We start from the raw sequence: 15,599 nt of genomic DNA, 5'->3' as shown, positions 1-15,599 counted from the left end.
CGTACGCGGCGGACGGGGCGCTGCGCGTCGTCGACCTGCCGGGGAACGCGTCGGGCGCCGGGCCGGCCGACACGGCCCTGGCCACGCCCGACACCCCGACGCAGGTGTGGGGGCAGGCCGAGTTCATCGCCGCCGAGGAGATGGGGCGCTTCCGCGGGTTCTGGTGGGCGCCGGACGGCGAGTCGCTGCTCGTCGAGCGCTACGACGACGCCCCGGTCGCGACCTGGCACGTGGCCGACCCCGAGCACCCCGACCGCGCGCCGGTCGAGCAGCGCTACCCCGCCGCCGGCACCGCCAACAGCGACGTCACCCTCTGGCACGTCACGCTCGACGGACGTCGCACCGAGGTCGTGTGGGACCACGAGCGGTTCGAGTACCTGGCCTCGGTCACGTGGACCGAGCACGGCGCACCCGTGCTGCAGGTCCTCACCCGCGACCAGCGCACGGCGGAGGTGCTCGCGGTCGACGTCGCCGACGGCTCGACGCGCACCCTCCGCACCCTCACCGACGAGGCGTGGGTCGAGGTGCTGAGCGCACCGCGGTACGCCGCCGGTGGTCGGCTGGTCTCCGTCGAGGACGTCCCGGGGTCGGACGGCACCGGGTCGGACGGGGAGGAGGCGCGCCAGGTCGTCGTCGACGGCACCCCCGTGGGTCCGCAGGGATGGCAGGTGCGCGGCATCGTCAGCACCCACCCCGACGCCGTCGTCGTGACCGCGTCGCAGGAGCCCACCGAGGTGCAGGTCGTGCGCGTCGGCCTCGACGGCTCCGTCGAGCCGCTGACGTCGGGGCAGGCCGTGCACGGGGCCGCGGTCGGCGGGGGCACCACGGTGGTCAGCCGGTCGGCGCTCGACACGGTGGGCACGACGTTCACGGTGCACCGCGACGGCTCCGACGACGTCTCGCAGCTGCGCGTGGTGGCCGAGCCGGCTCCCTTCGACCCCGCGGTGACGATGCTGTCGGTGGGTACCCGACAGCTGCGCGCCGCCGTCCTCTTCCCGCGCGACCACGTGCCGGGGTCGCGGCGCCTGCCCGTCCTCATGGACCCCTACGGCGGACCGCACGCCCAGCGCGTGCTCGCGTCGGCCCGCATGTTCCTCGAGGCCCAGTGGCTGGCCGACCAGGGCTTCTGCGTCGTCGTCGCCGACGGTCGCGGCACGCCCGGGCGCGGCAAGGCGTGGGAGCGCGAGGTGCTCGACTCCTTCGCCACGGTGACGCTCGACGACCAGGTCGACGCCCTCGCCGGCGTCGCCGAGCGCTGGCCCGACGACGTCGACACGTCGCGCGTGGGCATCACGGGATGGTCGTACGGCGGCTACCTGTCGGCGCTCGCGGTGCTCGCCCGGCCCGACGTGTTCCACGCGGCCGTCGCCGGCGCGCCCGTGACCGAGTGGCGGCTCTACGACACCTGCTACACCGAGCGCTACCTGGGCCACCCCGACGACCAGCCCCACGTCTACGACCGCAACTCGCTGCTGCCCCTCGCCGAGCGGCTCGAGCGACCGCTCATGCTCATCCACGGGCTGGCCGACGACAACGTGGTCGCCGCGCACACCTTGCGCCTCTCCTCGGCCCTGCTGGCCGCGGGCCGGGCGCACACGGTGCTGCCGCTGTCGGGCGTCACCCACATGACCCCGCAGGAGGTCGTCGCGGAGAACCTCAAGCTGCTCCAGGTCGACTTCCTCCGCACCCACCTCGACGCCTGACGCGTCCTGCGGACCTGATGACGGTCCTCGCCGCGGCGAACGTCATCATGTCCACACAACGCGGGGTCGGCCCCTACGGCTCCCGCTTGAGGCGCTTCGGGGCGGTGGGGAGGTCGGGGACCGACGGCGGAGCCGTGTCGGCGCGGCGCGGGTCGCCGGGCAGCCAGCCCCCGTACACGTCGACCATGTCGACGACGCGCTCGTCGAACGGCTCCACGACGACCGCCCAGGCGCGGTCCTCGGAGTCGTCCTCGCCGGCGAACCCCTCGGCCCGGGCAGTCACGGTGTAGCCCTCGGCCTCGAGGGCCTTCACGAGCTCCGCGGCGTCGTCGCGCTCGTCGAACCAGATCTCGTCCATGGCCCCCGATCGTAGGACGTCGGGTCAGCCCTCGTGCAGGGCGAAGTCGTCGAAGTCGAAGCCGGGCGAGACCACGCAGCTCACCAGCGCCTCGTGCTCGCCCGGAAGCGTCCGCTGCCAGACGCCCGCCGGCACGAGCAGCTGCGACACCTGCGTCGGGCCGACGCCCACCACGTGCCGCTCGACGGCGTCCGGCGCGGCCCCCGACCCGCCGAGCTCGAGCGCGACCTCGCCGGTGTGGGCCAGCCACAGCTCGTCCGACGCGACCCGGTGCCAGGCGGAGGAGTCGCCGGCCGGCAGGAGGAACCAGATCAGGGTCGCGGTGGGCCTGACGCGACCGTCGGGCAGGGTCACGTCGACCGGCGAGCGCCACGTCTGGCGGTACCAGCCACCCTCCGGGTGGGGCTCCAGCGCGAGGCGGACGGCGGTGCTGGGGACGTCGGAGGCCTTGGCGGTCATGGCTGCACGGTAGTAGCCTGGAGGTCCCCTACCCGCGAGGTGATCCGCCACCGTGAAGCTCTGAGGTCCGAGCCCAGCGCACGTCCTGCGACGTCAGCGCGTCTCGTCGACCTCCTTCACGGCAGCACCGGGTCCCCCGAGGACCTTCCGTCGTGACCTCCCGACGACGCGCGCCCGCGCGGCTCACGCAGCCCCGCCCGCCCGCGATCTCCTCGGAGGCCCCATGTCCGCGACCTTGTCCTTGCACCACCTCACCCACACCTGGCCCGACGGCACGACCGTGCTCGCCCACGTCGACCTCGACCTCGGAGCCGGTGTCCACGGCCTCGTCGGCACGAACGGCAGCGGCAAGTCCACCCTGCTCCGGCTGCTCACCGGCGACCTGACGCCCACCGAGGGGATCGTCACGGTCGGCGGCACGGTCGAGCTCCTCCCGCAGGACCCCGTGCCCTCGGTACGTGGACTCGGCGTCGCGCACGTGCTCGGCGTCGCCGAGACCCTCACGGCCCTGCGCGCCGTCGAGGCCGGGAGCACCGACCCCCGCGACTTCGACGCCGTCGGCGACGACTGGGACGTCGAGGAGCGAGCCCGCGCCTGGCTCGACCGGCTCGGGCTGCGTCGGGTCGGCCTCGAGCGCGACGCAGCGAGCCTCTCCGGGGGCGAGCTGGTGCTGCTGGCGCTGGCCGCGCGGCTGCTGCGCCGTCCGGACGTGCTCCTGCTCGACGAGCCGACGAACAACCTCGACCGCCGCGCCCGTGCACACCTGGCCGAGGCCCTGCACGGCTTCGGTGGCGTCGCCCTGGTGGCCAGCCACGACCGTGAGCTCCTCGAGCACGTCGACAGCGTCGTGGAGGTGCACGCCGGGACCGTCCGCGTGGTCACCGGCGGGTTCTCCGTCTACGAGGAGGTGATCGCGGCGGAGCAGGACGCGGCCGGACACGCCGTGCGCGACGCCCGCGCCGACGTCAGGCGTCAGCAGCGCGAGCTCGTGGAGGCTCGCACGAAGCTCGACCGACGAGCCCGCACCGCCGCGAAGGCGGAGACCGAGAAGCGGGTGCCGAAGATCATCGCGCACGGTCGACGGATGCAGGCCCAGGTCTCGGCGGGACGACTCCGCGGCGCGCACGAGGAGCACGTGGAGCAGGCCAGGTCGCGGCTCGACGCCGCACAGGAGCGGGTGCGGGACGACCGCGAGGTCCGCCTCGAGCTGCCCGACACCGCCGTCCCCCGCAGCCGCGACGTCCTGGTCACCGACGGCCTGGTGCTGCCGCGGGTCGACACGGCGGTCGACCTGCACCTCCGGGGTCCGGAGCGGGTCGCCCTCGTAGGCCCGAACGGCAGTGGCAAGTCGACGCTGCTGCAGGTGCTGCTGGGCGACCTCGTCCCGGCAGCGGGCAGCGTCCGCGTCGGCGTGCCCGTGGGGCACCTCGCAAAGCGCCCGGCCCTTCCCGACGAGCAGGCCAGCGTGGTCGAGAACGTCCGGCAGGCAGCGCCCGACGCCCCGCCCCAGACGGTCCGCGCCCAGCTCGCCCGGCTGCTGTTCCGCGGACGCGACGCCGACCGTGCCGTCGCCACGCTCTCGGGGGGCGAGCGCCTGCGGGCCGCCCTGGCCTGCGTGCTGCTCGCAGAGCCCGCACCGCAGCTCCTGCTGCTCGACGAGCCCACCAACGACCTCGACCTGGTCAGCGTCGGTCACCTGGTCGACGCGCTGCGCGGCTACGAGGGCGCCCTGCTGGTGGTGAGCCACGACGAGCGGTTCCTCGACGACCTCGACCTCGACCGTCGCGTGGAGCTGCCCTCACCCGGCGAGGTGGTCCCCCTGGCCTGACACTGGACCCGTGGACCCCGACGGACCTGCCCTGCACGGACCCCGCCTCATGCGACAGACGTGGGCGGACATCGCGTTCGTCCACTGGGCGGTCGACCCCGCCGTCGTCGCGCCGTTCATGCCGGCCGGGGTCCGGCCCGACGTGCTCGACGGCAGGTCGTACGTGGGCCTGATCCCGTTCCGCATGCAGCACGCGGGCTTCGGGCGCGGGCCGGCGGTCCCGTGGCTCGGCACGTTCCACGAGACGAACGTGCGCCTGTACTCCGTGGACGACGCCGGACGTCACGGCGTCGTGTTCCTGTCGCTGGAGTCGACCCGGCTGCTCGTCTCGGCGCTCGCCCGACTCGTCTTCGGCACGCCGTACACCTGGGCGCGGATGCGGGTCGACGAGCACGACGGCGTGCACCGCTACACGACGTCGCGACGCTGGCCCGGGCCGCGCGGCGCGGGCGGTCGGATCGAGGTGCGGCCGGGCGAGCCCCTGGAGGAGCCGAGCGAGCTCGAGCACTTCGTCACGGCCCGCTTCGGGCTGCACACCCGGGTGCTCGGACGCACCTGGTGGGTGCCGAACACGCACACCGCCTGGCCGCTGCACCGCGCCGAGCTGACCTCGCTCGACGACACGCTGCTGGAGGCCGCCGGCTTCCCCGGCCTGGCCGGCACGACGCCGACGTCGGTGCTGTGGTCGCCCGGGACGTTCACGACGTTCGGGCTCCCGCGCCGTGGCGTGCCGGAGCGGGCAGCAGCCGTCGGGTGAGCAGCACGCCCCAGAGCGCCGCGAGCGGGAACATCAGCACGCCGTAGACCGCGCCCGGCACCGAGATCGCCGTCTCGCCGAGCACCTCCACCGCGACGTAGATGGCGAGGGTCGCGTTGTGCACGCCGATCTCGAAGGAGCTGGCCACCGCCTGCGCCGGGCCGAGCCCGACGAGGCGGGGCACCGCGAACCCGACCACGAGACTCATCACGCAGAACAGCGCGGCGGGGAGGCCGACCTGGCGCAGGTAGTCGCCCGCGTCGGACCCGGTGCTCGCGAGGATCCCGAGGACGAGCACGAGCAGGATGACGGCCGACGCGGTGCGCACCGGACGGTCGGCGCGGGCCGCGAATCCGGGCCGCCGGCGCCGCACGAGCATGCCGAGCAGCACGGGCGCCAGGACGACCACGAAGACCTCGACGACCTTCCGGAACTGCAGCGAGACCTCGTCGTCGAGACCGTAGTGCGCGATCGCGAGGTTGGTGATCAGCGGGAGCGTGCCGATCGCGACGACGGAGTTGATCGCCGTCAGCGACACGTTGAGCGCGACGTCGCCGCGGAAGAGGTGGCTGTAGAGGTTCGCCGACGTCCCGCCGGGCGACGCCGCCAGCAGGAGCATGCCCACGGCGAGCAGGGGGTCGAGGTCGAAGGCTGTGACGAGGCCGAAGCAGAGCAGGGGCAGGAGGAGCAGCTGGCACGCCAGCGCGACCACCACCGCCTTCGGGTGGCGTCCGACCCGACGGAAGTCGTCGGGCGTGAGCGAGAGGCCGAGCCCCAGCATGATGATGCCGAGGGCGACGGGCAGACCGACGGTGGAGAGCGCGGAGTCCATGCCTCACCCTAGAGTGACGCAGGTCACTTTCCCACTCCCGACGTCGCGCGCCGGACCGCCGGCTACGGCAGGGCGTCGAGGATGGCCGGGACGCGCTCGCGGAAGGCGGCGACGCGGTCGCGGGTGCGCTGCGGCTCGCCCACCTTCTGCAGGTTCGCGATGCCCGCGTCGCCACGGGCGATGCCGGCCGCGATCCGCTCGCTCGCCGTCGTCATGCGCTCGACCACGGCGTCCAGCAACGTCATCGGACCCCACTCGCCGTAGGCCTCCACGACGAGGTCGAGGCGACGTGCGGTCTCCTCCACGCCGATGTCGCGGTAGAGCGGGACACCCGTCCACGCCAGGAACGCGAGGTCGTCGATCGGCCGCCCGGGTCCAGCCATGTCCCAGTCGATCATCGCCACGAAGTGGCCGCTCTGGACGATCCAGTTGTAGGCGCCGGGGTCGTGGTGGCAGACGACCTGGTCGGGCGCGAGCGTCACCGGCTCCTCCCCCGTGCCCCGCCACCGCAACGGCTCGTCGGGCCGGAAGCCCTCGACGACGTCGTGGTACTCGCGCAGCCAGGTCACCGCCTCGACGAGCACGGTGTCGAGCACCACCTCGTCGTCGACCGGCACGCCGCGACCCTCGACATAGCTCAGGACCTCCCGGCCCTCGTCGTCGAGTCCCTCGACCCGCGGCACGCCGCCGAGCCCCTCGTCGGCGAGGAAGGTGAGCAGGCGGTGCACGGCCGGCGTCCAGGGACCCGTCGGTCGGCGGACCGTCCGGCCGATGCGCAGCGCGCCCCCCACCGCGCCCGGGAGGTGCTCGACATCGGGGCCGTCGGCGTCTGGTGCGTCGTCCACGTGGGTCATCGTGGCACGCTATCCCCCGTGGCTCACGGACACGCACACTCACACGACGACCTCGACGCCGGACCGCCGCGGCAGGGCCTCGCCGCCACGCTCGCCGTCGTGGTCGGGGCCATCTCGGTGGCCGCGATCGTCGCAATGGTCGTGCTCTGGCCGTCGTCGTCGCAGGTGCCCAAGGCACCCAACCCGCTCAGCGGCGAGGGCGTGACCCTGCTCGACGGCACCGTCACCGCGGTCAAGCCGTTCGACTGCGGGTCCGGCGGCGTGGGACCGGACAACCAGCCCACCGTCGACGGCGACTGCGCCAAGGTGACCGCCGAGACCGACGACGGCGACGCCACGTTCACGCTCGACTCCGCGCGCTACCAGGCCGGCATCGACGAGGGCGACGAGATCGAGGTGCTGCGCATCGCGCCCCAGGGCCAGCCGGCGACCTTCGAGTTCTACGACTTCCAGCGCACCTTCCCGCTGCAGGCGTTGGCGATCGCGTTCGCGATCCTCGTGGTGGCCGTCGCCCGGTGGCGCGGCCTGTTCGCGCTCGTCGGCATCGGCGTCACGCTGGTCGCGCTGATGCAGTTCATCCTGCCCGCCCTGCTCGCGGGGAAGTCGGCGCTGCCGGTGGCGATCGTCGGGTCGACCGTGATCATGACGCTCGTGCTCTACCTGGCCCACGGCGTGAGCATCCGCACCACCAGTGCCCTCTTCGGCACCTACTTCGGCATCATCGGCACCGCCGTGATGGGGGCGCTCGCCACCGACTGGGCCAGTCTCACCGGCATCGGGTCCGAGGACGACCGCACGCTCGTGGCGACCGTGCCGACCCTGTCGATGTCGGGCGTCGTGGCCGCGACCATGGTGATCGCCGGGCTCGGCGTCCTGAACGACGTCACCGTCACGCAGGCGAGCGCCGTCTGGGAGATGCGGGCCCTGCAGCCCACCGCGCGGGCCCGTGAGCTGTTCATGTCGGCCATGCGGATCGGCCGCGACCACATCGCCTCGAGCGTCTACACGCTCGTGTTCGCCTACGCCGGCTCCGCCATGACCGTGCTGCTGCTGATCTCGGCCTACTCGCGACCGCTCGGGGAGATGGCGACCACCGAGGAGCTCGGCCAGGAGATCGTCCGCACGCTCGTCGGCGCGATCGGGCTCGTCCTCGCGGTCCCCGTGACCACGGCCATCGCCGTCGCCCTGGCCCCGCCGGCGGAGGACGAGCCCCTGCCCCAGAGCCGGCCCGCCGGGCGACGCCGCGCGACGTCGTGACCGTCGGGACGCCTGCCGTGCTCGCCGCCCCCGCGTAGGCTCGCGCCATGGAGTGGGTCGGCGTGGTGCTGTTCGGGGTGGGCGTGCTGGTCGCGCTCGTCGTGGCGCTGTGGCTGTTCCAGCGCTCCCTCGACCAGCCCGGCGGTCGCGACGGTCTCGGCACCATGGGCAACGGCATGGGCGTCATGGACAACTTCTTCAGCCCGTCGCGCGCCGACGCCGCCGAGGAGCTCGAGCGCCAGAAGCGGGCCGCCCACGTCATGCCCTCCCCGGACGAGGACGACGAGCTGCGGCACGGCCAGGTACGGCGCAACCCCGACGGATCACCGCGCTCGATCCGCCTCACCCGGCCACCCGAGGACGGCTGAGCGACCTCGGCTCCCCGGGCGTCCGGGTGGCGCGGACGCCCGGCGGCGGGGCGCTCGAGAGGCGCAGGTCACGAAACCGGCCTACCGTCGGTGCATGACCACCGCCCGCACGATCGTCGCCAGCACGCTCGGTTTCTACGTGTTCGTCGGTGCGCAGGCGCTGGACGCGCTGCGCGCCAACGGCCGTCGTCGCTGACGCCTGCCCCTCCTCAGACGCGCATGGCCTCGCGCAGGCCACGCGTCGCGAGCTGGTCGGCCAGCTCGTTGTCGGGCACGCCCGAGTGCCCCTTGACCCAGAACCACTCCACCTCGTGCCGCTCGCAGGCCTGCTTGAGCCGCTTCCAGAGGTCGACGTTCTTGACCGGCTGCTTCGCTGAGGTGCGCCACCCGTTGCGCTCCCAACTGGTCATCCACGACGTGATGCCACCCCGCACGTAGGAGCTGTCGGTGAACAGGTGCACCGTGGAGGGCCGGTTCAGCGTCTCCAGCGCCATGATCGGCGCCATCAGCTCCATGCGGTTGTTGGTCGTGCTCTCGCGCTCGCCACCGCACATCTCCCGCACGTGCGAGCCGTAGCGCAGCACGGCACCCCAGCCTCCCGGGCCCGGGTTCGGCTTGCAGCCGCCGTCGGTGTGGATGAGGACGGGGACGGTGGAGGGTGCGGTCGTCATGGCGTCGCCCATCCTCGCACCTGGTCGCCGGGCCCACGACGGTCGTACCGTGGCGCCATGAGCCTGCACACCGCCGACGAACGTTCCGTGCTCGAGGGGCTGCTCGACGTGCAGCGGGCGGAGATCTCGCTGCTGCTCGACGAGGTCGACGACACCGAGGCGCGCACCCGGCTGGTGCCGTCGGCGACCACGGTGCTCGGGCTCGTCAAGCACGCCGTGTTCGTCGAGCGGGTCTGGTTCCACGCCCGCGTGGCCGGCGTCCCGCGCGAGCATCTCGGCCTCCCCGCCTCGCCGGCCGACAGCTTCGTGCTCACCGACGCCGACACGATCGCGTCGGTCCGCGCCGACTTCGACGAGGCCTGCGACATCTCGCGTGCCGTCGCGGCCGACCACGACCTCGACGAGACCTGGCCGTGGCACGACGGCCCCGTCTCGCTGCGCTACGTCTACGGCCACATGATCGCCGAGCTGGCCCGCCACGCCGGGCACGGCGACATCCTCGTGGAGCAGCTGCTGGCGCGACGGACGTCCGGCGGGGTCTGAGGTCGTTCGTCGAGCGCGCCGGGTCGAGCCTGGCTAGCGTCGGGTCCAGACCTCTGGAGGACCCGTGACCGACGCCGTCGTCGCACTGGCCGTCGTAGGTGCTGCGCACGCGGCCTTCCAGCTGACGGTGTCGGTGGTGGTCTACCCTGCGCTCGCGTCGGTGGGCGCCGACCAGTTCGCGGTGGCGCACGACGCGCACTCGCGGCGGATCGTGGTGCTGGTCGGTCCGCTCTACGCGGCGCTGGTGGTGGTGTGCGGGTGGGCCGTCGTCACCGAGCCACGTCCGCTGGTGCTCGCCGCGGTCGCCGCGCACGGACTGGCGCTGCTCACCACCGCCCTTGTCGCCGCCCCCACGCACGGGCGGCTCGGCACGTCCGGCCCTTCCCCCGTGCTCCTGCGCCGGCTCGCGGTCTCCGACGGGGTGCGCACGTTCGCCGCGGTCGCTGGTCTGGTGCTCGCCCTGCTCGCCCTCGGGTGACGCACGATTGTCCTTCTGCGTGGGCAGCGCTTCTCCCTTCTCGTGGACCGTGCCTCGCGAAGGGAGAATCTCTGCCCCTCAGGTCGCCGTCGCCACCCGTACCCGATTGCCGTCGGGGTCGGTGACCTCGCACTCGCGCGCCCACGGCACCTGCTCGAGGTCGGCGCCCAGGTCGGCGGCGATCCGGTCGACGTCGGGCACCCACAGGTAGACCAGTGCCGGACCGGGCGCGTCACCCGTGTGCTCGGAGAGGTACACCCGGCACCCTTCGCGCACGACGCCGACGAACCGCGGCAGACCCGGTTCGAACACGTGGCGGAACTCCTCGGCGAAACCGAGCCTCGTCCACCAGGGCAACGATGCGTCGACGTCGAGGACGCGCAGGATCGGGACGGCCTGGACGGGTGGGCGGCTCATGGGACGAGCGTCGCACGGCAGTGTCAGGCGGTCCAGGGGTCGACGAGCCGGATGCCGGTGCCGTCGAAGTCGGCGATGTTCCGCGTCGCGCAGGTGGCGCTCGTGACACGGCAGATCGCGGCGATCTGCGCATCCGCCGTGTGGATGGGACGACCGTCGCGCTCGCGCATCGCCAGCACCTCCGCGTACTCGCCGGCAGCGGCGTCGTCGAACGGCAGGATCGCCCGCGTCTCCCGGTACGGCTCGACCGCCGCGTCGATCGCGGCCGAGAGGCTCGTGCGGCGCCGACCGGCCGGCAGCCTGCGCACACCTGCCAGCAGCTCGGCGAGGGTGACCGCGGTGATGGCGACGTCGTCGGTCAGCGACTCCAGCCACGCGAGCACGCGCTCGTCGGGCTCACGCCGCAGGGCCTCGGAGACGACGTTGGTGTCGAGGACGATCACTCGAGGTCCGCCGCGCGGGCCTCGTCGGTGCGACCCGGCAGCCCGACGTCGTCGAACCCGCCTGCCTCCTGCCCCGCCTGCAGCAGGGCGAGCCCGATGTGGGGGCGCCGGGTGGCTCTCGTCAGGATGTCGCGCGCCTCGGCCTCCATCGACCTGCCGTTCTCCCGCGCCTGCTCGGCGAGACGCTTCTTGACGGACTCCTCGAGCCCGCGGACCACGATCGAGGTCACGACGACCACCTCCCCTCGTTGATATCACGAATGATAGCAACGAGGCGAGGACGTGCGGTCCGCCGACCCGAGCCCGGTCGGCTGGGCTTCACGTCGGCCGTCCCCGGCTCAGACGTTGAAGCGGAACTCCACCACGTCGCCGTCGGCCATCACGTAGTCCTTGCCCTCCATCCGGACCTTGCCGGCGGCCTTGGCGTCGTTCATCGACCCGGCCGCGACGAGGTCGTCGAAGGAGACGATCTCGGCCTTGATGAAGCCCTTCTGGAAGTCGGTGTGGATGACGCCGGCGGCCTCGGGGGCGGTGGCGCCCTGCTTGATCGTCCAGGCGCGCGCCTCCTTCGGGCCCGCGGTCAGGTAGGTCTGCAGGCCGAGGGTCGCGAAGCCGACCCGGGCCAGCGCGTCCAGGCCCGGCTCCTCGACGCCCATCTCGGCGAGCATCTCCGCCCGCATCGCCTCCGCCTCCTCGTCGTCGCCGAGCTCGACCAGCTCGGCCTCGCTCTTCGCGTCGAGGAACACGGCCTCGGCGGGGGCGACCAGGTCGCGCATCTTCTGCTTGAGGGCCTCGTCGGCCAGCTCGTCGGCGTCGCAGTTGAACACGAACAGGAACCGCTTCGCCGTCAGCAGGTGCAGGTCGCGCAGGAGCGCGAGGTCGAGGCCCGCCTTGAGCACGCCCGTGCCCGACTCCAGCGCGGCCTGGGCCTTGCGGGCCTCCTCCAGCTGCGCCACGAGCTCCTTGTCCTTGCGCGACTCCTTCTCCAGGCGCGGCACCGCCTTCTCGACGGTCTGGAGGTCGGCGAGGATCAGCTCGGTCGAGATGGTCTCGATGTCGCTGCCCGGGTCGACCTTGCCGTCGACGTGCGTGACGTCCTCGTCGCGGAACACGCGGGTCACCTGGCAGATCGCGTCGGACTCGCGGATGTGCGACAGGAACGCGTTGCCCATGCCCTCGCCCTCCGACGCACCGCGCACGATGCCGGCGATGTCGACGAACTGGACCGTCGCGGGCAGGATCTTGGCCGACCCGAAGATCTCCGCGAGCTTGTCGAGCCGGGAGTCGGGGACACCGACCACGCCGACGTTCGGCTCGATCGTCGCGAACGGGTAGTTCGCCGCGAGGACGTCGTTCTTGGTCAGGGCGTTGAAGAGGGTCGACTTGCCCGCGTTGGGGAGTCCGACGATGCCGATGCTGAGTGCCACGAGGCACCAGCCTACTGGTGCGGGGCGCGGGTCCCGACCGCCGGGAGAGGCAGGACGAAGGCACGCAGCGTGCGGTCGTACCAGTCGTCGCGCAGCCCGAGGTCGGTCATGCCGAGCCGGCGGCAGACGGCCTGCGACGGCGCGTTGTCCGGATGCGTCACGGCGACCACGTGGGGCAGCCCAGCCGACGTGGCCCGCTCCAGGAGCGCCGACGCCGCCTCGGTCGCGTAGCCCCTGCCCCAGGAGCGCGGGTGCAGGTGCCAGCCGACCTCCCAGTCGCCGACACCGCCGCCACGCTCCACGCCCGCCGACGCGGGGATCGGCACGAGCATCACCATGCCCACGGGCGGGGCAGACGCGTCGGGACAGACCGCGAGGATCGCGGCGGCCGGGTGCGTCCCCCTCCGTTCAGGCATGCGCGCGATCCGCGCCTCGGCCTCCTCGACGTCGTGCATGGGCTCGCCGGTACCGCTCCACCGCGCCACCTCCGGCAGCGAGAACCAGCCGAACAGCGCACGGGCGTCGTCCGGCTCGAACGGCCTCAGCAGCAGCCGCTCCGTCTCGATGACGTCGGGAAGCATGCGTCGACCCTATCCGCGCCCGGTGGGCGTGGACTCCGGTGCGACGATGGGCCCATGACCGTCATCAAGATCAACGCGATCACCGTCCCCGCCGAGAACGGCGACGAGCTGGCGCACCGGTTCGCCGCCCGCGCCGGCGCCGTGGACGGGTCGGAGGGGTTCGAGGGCTTCGAGCTGCTGAAGCCGACCGACGACCGCGAGCAGTGGCTCGTCGTCACCCGCTGGCGCGACGAGGAGTCGTTCCAGGCCTGGCTGCAGTCCCCGGCGTTCGCGCACGGGCACCGGTCGGAGTCCGACCGCGCCGGCGGCGAGGAGCCCAAGCCGGTCGCCTCGCACAGCGAGCTCTGGAGCTACACCGTCGCGGGCGGCTCGCCCGGACACGCCTGACGCCCGTCGTTCCAGCGCGTTGCCACGGTTCTGTCGGCGTCATGGCCTAGCGTCGGGTCCATGGCCGCCACCGTGGCAACCGCACGCGTCGGGCTGGCCCCCAACGACGTCGGGGCCCGCCGGACGATCCTGCTCGCGTTCGTGGCGCTCCTGCTCGTCACGCTGCTCGACGTGAGCACCGACGGTCGCCTCGGCGCCGTGTTCTCGGTGGGCTTCGTGCTCACCGCGGTCACCGTGCCGCTCGCGATCGACGTCCGCTCGCTGCTGCCCGCAGGCGTGCTGCCGCCGATCCTGCTGGTCGTGTGCGTGGGGCTCGCGGCCGCGCTGTCGCCCGACGCGGTCGAGGTCGCGGGGCTGCCGGAGGGCACCGGCTGGTTCGGACGCACCCTCACCGGCACGATCGACCGGGGCGTCACGCTCCTCGTGGGCCACGGGCTCGCGCTGCTGACCATCGTCGCGCGCATCCTCCTCGACCCGCACCACCCACGTCGCACCCGCCGGGTGCGCTGACGTGGAGGAGTACCAGCGGCTCAACCGGGCCATGTGGGACAGCCGCGCCGCGCGGCACGCCGCCTCGACGTCCTACGACCTCGACCGGTACCGCCGCGACCCGTCCGTCCTCAGCGACGTCGTGCGCTTCGACCAGCCGCGGCTCGGCGACCTCACCGGACTCGACGTCGTGCACCTGCAGTGCCACATCGGCACCGACACCCTCAGCCTGCACCGCCTCGGCGGACGCGTCACCGGTCTCGACCTCTCCCCCGCCTCCCTCGCCGAGGCCCGACGTCTCGCGGCCGACGTGGGGGCCGAGATCACCTACGTCGAGTCCGACGTCCACGCCGCGCCCGACGTCCTCGGCCGAGGAGCCTTCGACGTCGTCTACACGGGCATCGGCGCGGTGTGCTGGCTGCCGAGCATCGACCGCTGGGCGGCCACCGTCGCGGCGCTGCTGCGCCCCGGTGGACGCCTGGTCTTCCGCGACTGCCACCCGATGCTCGGCACGCTCGAGGTCGTCGACGGGCGGATCGAGCTCGTCTACCCGTACGCCGAGCACGAGCAGCCGCTGGTCTTCACCGACACGGCCTCCTACGTCGACCCCGACGACCACTCGCTCCCCGGGCTGCCGTCGCACGAGTGGTCGCACGGCCTGGCGGAGATCCTCATGGCCCTCCTGGCGCACGGGATGCGGCTCGAGACCGTCCTCGAGCACGACTCCGTCCCCTGGGTCCCCCTGCCGGGCTTCATGTCGCCCCACCCCGACCTGCCGGGCGAGCACCGGCTCACCGACCGACCGGAGCGGTTGGCCGCCAGCTTCACGATCGTCGCGACGCTCAGCCGCTGAGGGCGTCGAGCACCTTCTGCACGCGGCGCGCCCTCGTGTCGTCGCCCTTCGCGTCGGCCACGCTGCGGGCGTGCTCCTTGCGCCGCGAGGGCGCGAGCGCGTCGAAGGCGGCTCGCACGCCGGCGGCGTCCAGCGCCTCGGCGAGCGCCACAGGGACCTCCACCTCGCGCGGCGCGGCGTCGGCCCGCAGCACGACGTCGACGACCTGCCCCACCTCCACACCGAGCTCGGCGCGCGCGGCCTTGCTCAGTCCGACGAGGTTCTCCCCACCCATGCGAGCCAGCCGCAGTCGAGCGGTCGAGGCGCCGATCGTCACGGTGACGGGGAAGGCCTTCGCATCGCCGAGCACGGCGACCTGGTCGTCGGACAGGACGATCGCGGCGGCGGGCCCCCGCGGCTCCACGGTGGTGGTCAGCTGCAGCTCGTCCACGATCTCCTCCTGGGGTCGGCGCCAGCCTAGGACCGCCACAGGACCACGGGGACCAGTTGCCCGTGTCCGACCTGCTGCCTACCGTGGGGCGGACCGGGCCCGCACCGGGCCGTCCTCGGGGGAAGAGGCTGCACCATGACCGCACGACCGACCGTCCGCGCCGTGACCGGGCTCGCCGCGGGGGCTCTCGCGGCCAGCGCGCTCGTCGCCACCACGACGTCCGCCGACGCCGGACCGCGACCGTCCCGACCACCCGCCGCCTCGCCGACCGCCTACGGGTCGGGCGGCGCCGTGGCCTCCGTCGACGCGGAGGCCTCGAAGGTGGGACTGGAGGTGCTGCGTCGCGGCGGCAACGCGGCCGACGCCGCGGTCGCCACCGCGTCCGCCCTCGGCGTGACGGAGCCGTACAGCGCCGGGATCGGCGGGGGGGGCGGGGCCGGGGGGGCAGAAGGCACCGACCCCCC

At 73.3% G+C, this 15,599-nt stretch carries 22 protein-coding genes; 11 read left to right on the top strand and 11 right to left on the bottom strand.

Annotation, left to right across the window (positions count from 1 at the left end):
• Positions 1 to 1,703, top strand: a 1,703-nt coding sequence (locus tag NH339_RS13340) for a S9 family peptidase (RefSeq protein WP_253026116.1), incomplete at its 5' end; no start/stop codon positions are given.
• Between the two features lie 73 nt (positions 1,704 to 1,776).
• Here the strand turns inward: NH339_RS13340 and NH339_RS13335 are convergent.
• Positions 1,777 to 2,061, bottom strand: a complete 285-nt coding sequence (locus NH339_RS13335; protein WP_253026114.1) for a hypothetical protein — start codon at positions 2,059 to 2,061, stop codon at positions 1,777 to 1,779.
• 24 nt (positions 2,062 to 2,085) lie between these two features.
• Positions 2,086 to 2,520, bottom strand: coding sequence for a cupin domain-containing protein (locus NH339_RS13330; RefSeq protein ID WP_253026112.1), 435 nt, complete (start codon positions 2,518 to 2,520; stop codon positions 2,086 to 2,088).
• Between the two features lie 223 nt (positions 2,521 to 2,743).
• Between NH339_RS13330 and NH339_RS13325 the strand changes: the two genes are divergently transcribed.
• Both NH339_RS13325 and NH339_RS13320 read left to right on the top strand, forming a co-directional pair.
• Positions 2,744 to 4,348 carry an ABC-F family ATP-binding cassette domain-containing protein gene (locus tag NH339_RS13325; protein ID WP_253026110.1) on the top strand — a complete coding sequence of 535 codons (1,605 nt, stop codon included), beginning with the start codon at positions 2,744 to 2,746 and terminating at the stop codon, positions 4,346 to 4,348.
• Between the two features lie 10 nt (positions 4,349 to 4,358).
• Positions 4,359 to 5,105: a YqjF family protein gene (locus tag NH339_RS13320; RefSeq protein ID WP_253026108.1), complete on the top strand. Its 747-nt coding sequence runs from the start codon at positions 4,359 to 4,361 to the stop codon at positions 5,103 to 5,105.
• Here NH339_RS13320 and NH339_RS13315 read toward each other — a convergent pair.
• Together NH339_RS13315 and NH339_RS13310 are read right to left on the bottom strand one after the other, a co-directional pair.
• A complete protein-coding gene (locus tag NH339_RS13315; protein WP_253026106.1) occupies positions 5,047 to 5,937 on the bottom strand; it encodes a bile acid:sodium symporter family protein in 891 nt (296 codons plus the stop codon). The two genes, NH339_RS13320 and NH339_RS13315, sit on opposite strands and share 59 nt — an antisense overlap.
• Positions 5,938 to 5,999: 62 nt before the next feature.
• A complete protein-coding gene (locus tag NH339_RS13310; protein ID WP_253026104.1) occupies positions 6,000 to 6,782 on the bottom strand; it encodes a phosphotransferase in 783 nt (260 codons plus the stop codon).
• Positions 6,783 to 6,809: 27 nt separating this feature from the next.
• On the opposite strand from NH339_RS13310, the gene NH339_RS13305 reads away from it, so the two are divergent.
• Positions 6,810 to 8,048 carry a YibE/F family protein gene (locus NH339_RS13305; RefSeq protein ID WP_253026102.1) on the top strand — a complete coding sequence of 413 codons (1,239 nt, stop codon included), beginning with the start codon at positions 6,810 to 6,812 and terminating at the stop codon, positions 8,046 to 8,048.
• A 47-nt stretch (positions 8,049 to 8,095) separates the two neighbouring features.
• Positions 8,096 to 8,416, top strand: coding sequence for a hypothetical protein (locus NH339_RS13300; protein ID WP_253026100.1), 321 nt, complete (start codon positions 8,096 to 8,098; stop codon positions 8,414 to 8,416).
• 209 nt (positions 8,417 to 8,625) lie between these two features.
• Here NH339_RS13300 and rnhA read toward each other — a convergent pair whose 3' ends face one another.
• On the bottom strand, positions 8,626 to 9,087 hold the full coding sequence (rnhA, locus tag NH339_RS13295) for a ribonuclease HI (RefSeq protein WP_253026098.1): 462 nt from the start codon (positions 9,085 to 9,087) through the stop codon (positions 8,626 to 8,628).
• A 57-nt stretch (positions 9,088 to 9,144) separates the two neighbouring features.
• Here rnhA and NH339_RS13290 point away from each other — a divergent pair, with 57 nt between their 5' ends.
• Positions 9,145 to 9,630 (top strand): DinB family protein, encoded by a 486-nt coding sequence (locus NH339_RS13290; RefSeq protein ID WP_253026096.1) that lies wholly within the window; start codon positions 9,145 to 9,147, stop codon positions 9,628 to 9,630.
• A 64-nt stretch (positions 9,631 to 9,694) separates the two neighbouring features.
• Complete coding sequence (locus tag NH339_RS13285) at positions 9,695 to 10,108, top strand: hypothetical protein (protein ID WP_253026094.1); 414 nt, start codon at positions 9,695 to 9,697, stop codon at positions 10,106 to 10,108.
• A 78-nt stretch (positions 10,109 to 10,186) separates the two neighbouring features.
• Here the strand turns inward: NH339_RS13285 and NH339_RS13280 are convergent, their stop codons facing one another.
• The 5 genes from NH339_RS13280 to NH339_RS13260 all read right to left on the bottom strand — a co-directional run bounded on the left by NH339_RS13280 (position 10,187) and on the right by NH339_RS13260 (position 12,976).
• Complete coding sequence (locus NH339_RS13280) at positions 10,187 to 10,525, bottom strand: glyoxalase superfamily protein (RefSeq protein ID WP_253026092.1); 339 nt, start codon at positions 10,523 to 10,525, stop codon at positions 10,187 to 10,189.
• Positions 10,526 to 10,548: 23 nt separating this feature from the next.
• On the bottom strand, positions 10,549 to 10,968 hold the full coding sequence (locus NH339_RS18905; RefSeq protein WP_253026090.1) for a type II toxin-antitoxin system VapC family toxin: 420 nt from the start codon (positions 10,966 to 10,968) through the stop codon (positions 10,549 to 10,551).
• Positions 10,965 to 11,198, bottom strand: a complete 234-nt coding sequence (locus NH339_RS18900; RefSeq protein WP_253026088.1) for a toxin-antitoxin system — start codon at positions 11,196 to 11,198, stop codon at positions 10,965 to 10,967. The genes NH339_RS18905 and NH339_RS18900 overlap by 4 nt, the downstream gene beginning before the upstream one ends.
• 108 nt (positions 11,199 to 11,306) lie before the next feature.
• The gene (ychF, locus tag NH339_RS13265) at positions 11,307 to 12,395 is read right to left on the bottom strand and encodes a redox-regulated ATPase YchF (protein WP_253026086.1); all 1,089 of its coding nucleotides are present in this window, start codon (positions 12,393 to 12,395) and stop codon (positions 11,307 to 11,309) included.
• 11 nt (positions 12,396 to 12,406) lie between these two features.
• Positions 12,407 to 12,976, bottom strand: a complete 570-nt coding sequence (locus tag NH339_RS13260; protein WP_253026074.1) for a GNAT family N-acetyltransferase — start codon at positions 12,974 to 12,976, stop codon at positions 12,407 to 12,409.
• A 54-nt stretch (positions 12,977 to 13,030) separates the two neighbouring features.
• Between NH339_RS13260 and NH339_RS13255 the strand changes: the two genes are divergently transcribed.
• From NH339_RS13255 to NH339_RS13245, 3 genes are read left to right on the top strand one after another with little or no spacing between them, the layout of a single operon-like run.
• The gene (locus tag NH339_RS13255; protein ID WP_253026072.1) at positions 13,031 to 13,363 is read left to right on the top strand and encodes an antibiotic biosynthesis monooxygenase; all 333 of its coding nucleotides are present in this window, start codon (positions 13,031 to 13,033) and stop codon (positions 13,361 to 13,363) included.
• A gap of 60 nt (positions 13,364 to 13,423) precedes the next feature.
• Entirely contained in the window at positions 13,424 to 13,873 is a 450-nt protein-coding gene (locus tag NH339_RS13250; protein WP_253026070.1) for a DUF6542 domain-containing protein, read from the top strand.
• Between the two features lies 1 nt (position 13,874).
• Complete coding sequence (locus NH339_RS13245; protein ID WP_253026068.1) at positions 13,875 to 14,705, top strand: class I SAM-dependent methyltransferase; 831 nt, start codon at positions 13,875 to 13,877, stop codon at positions 14,703 to 14,705.
• On the opposite strand, the gene NH339_RS13240 is transcribed toward NH339_RS13245, so the two are convergent.
• On the bottom strand, positions 14,695 to 15,135 hold the full coding sequence (locus NH339_RS13240; RefSeq protein ID WP_253026066.1) for a YdeI/OmpD-associated family protein: 441 nt from the start codon (positions 15,133 to 15,135) through the stop codon (positions 14,695 to 14,697). The two genes, NH339_RS13245 and NH339_RS13240, sit on opposite strands and share 11 nt — an antisense overlap.
• A gap of 135 nt (positions 15,136 to 15,270) precedes the next feature.
• Between NH339_RS13240 and NH339_RS18690 the strand changes: the two genes are divergently transcribed.
• A partial coding sequence (locus tag NH339_RS18690) for a gamma-glutamyltransferase (RefSeq protein WP_305883282.1) occupies positions 15,271 to 15,599 on the top strand: 329 nt, incomplete at its 3' end.

Origin of the sequence: Aeromicrobium sp. CnD17-E (assembly GCF_024124745.1) — a bacterium.
Lineage (GTDB): Bacteria > Actinomycetota > Actinomycetes > Propionibacteriales > Nocardioidaceae > Aeromicrobium.
Note: the sequence above shows the minus strand (reverse complement) of the source record. Positions and strands in the feature narration are given on the sequence as shown.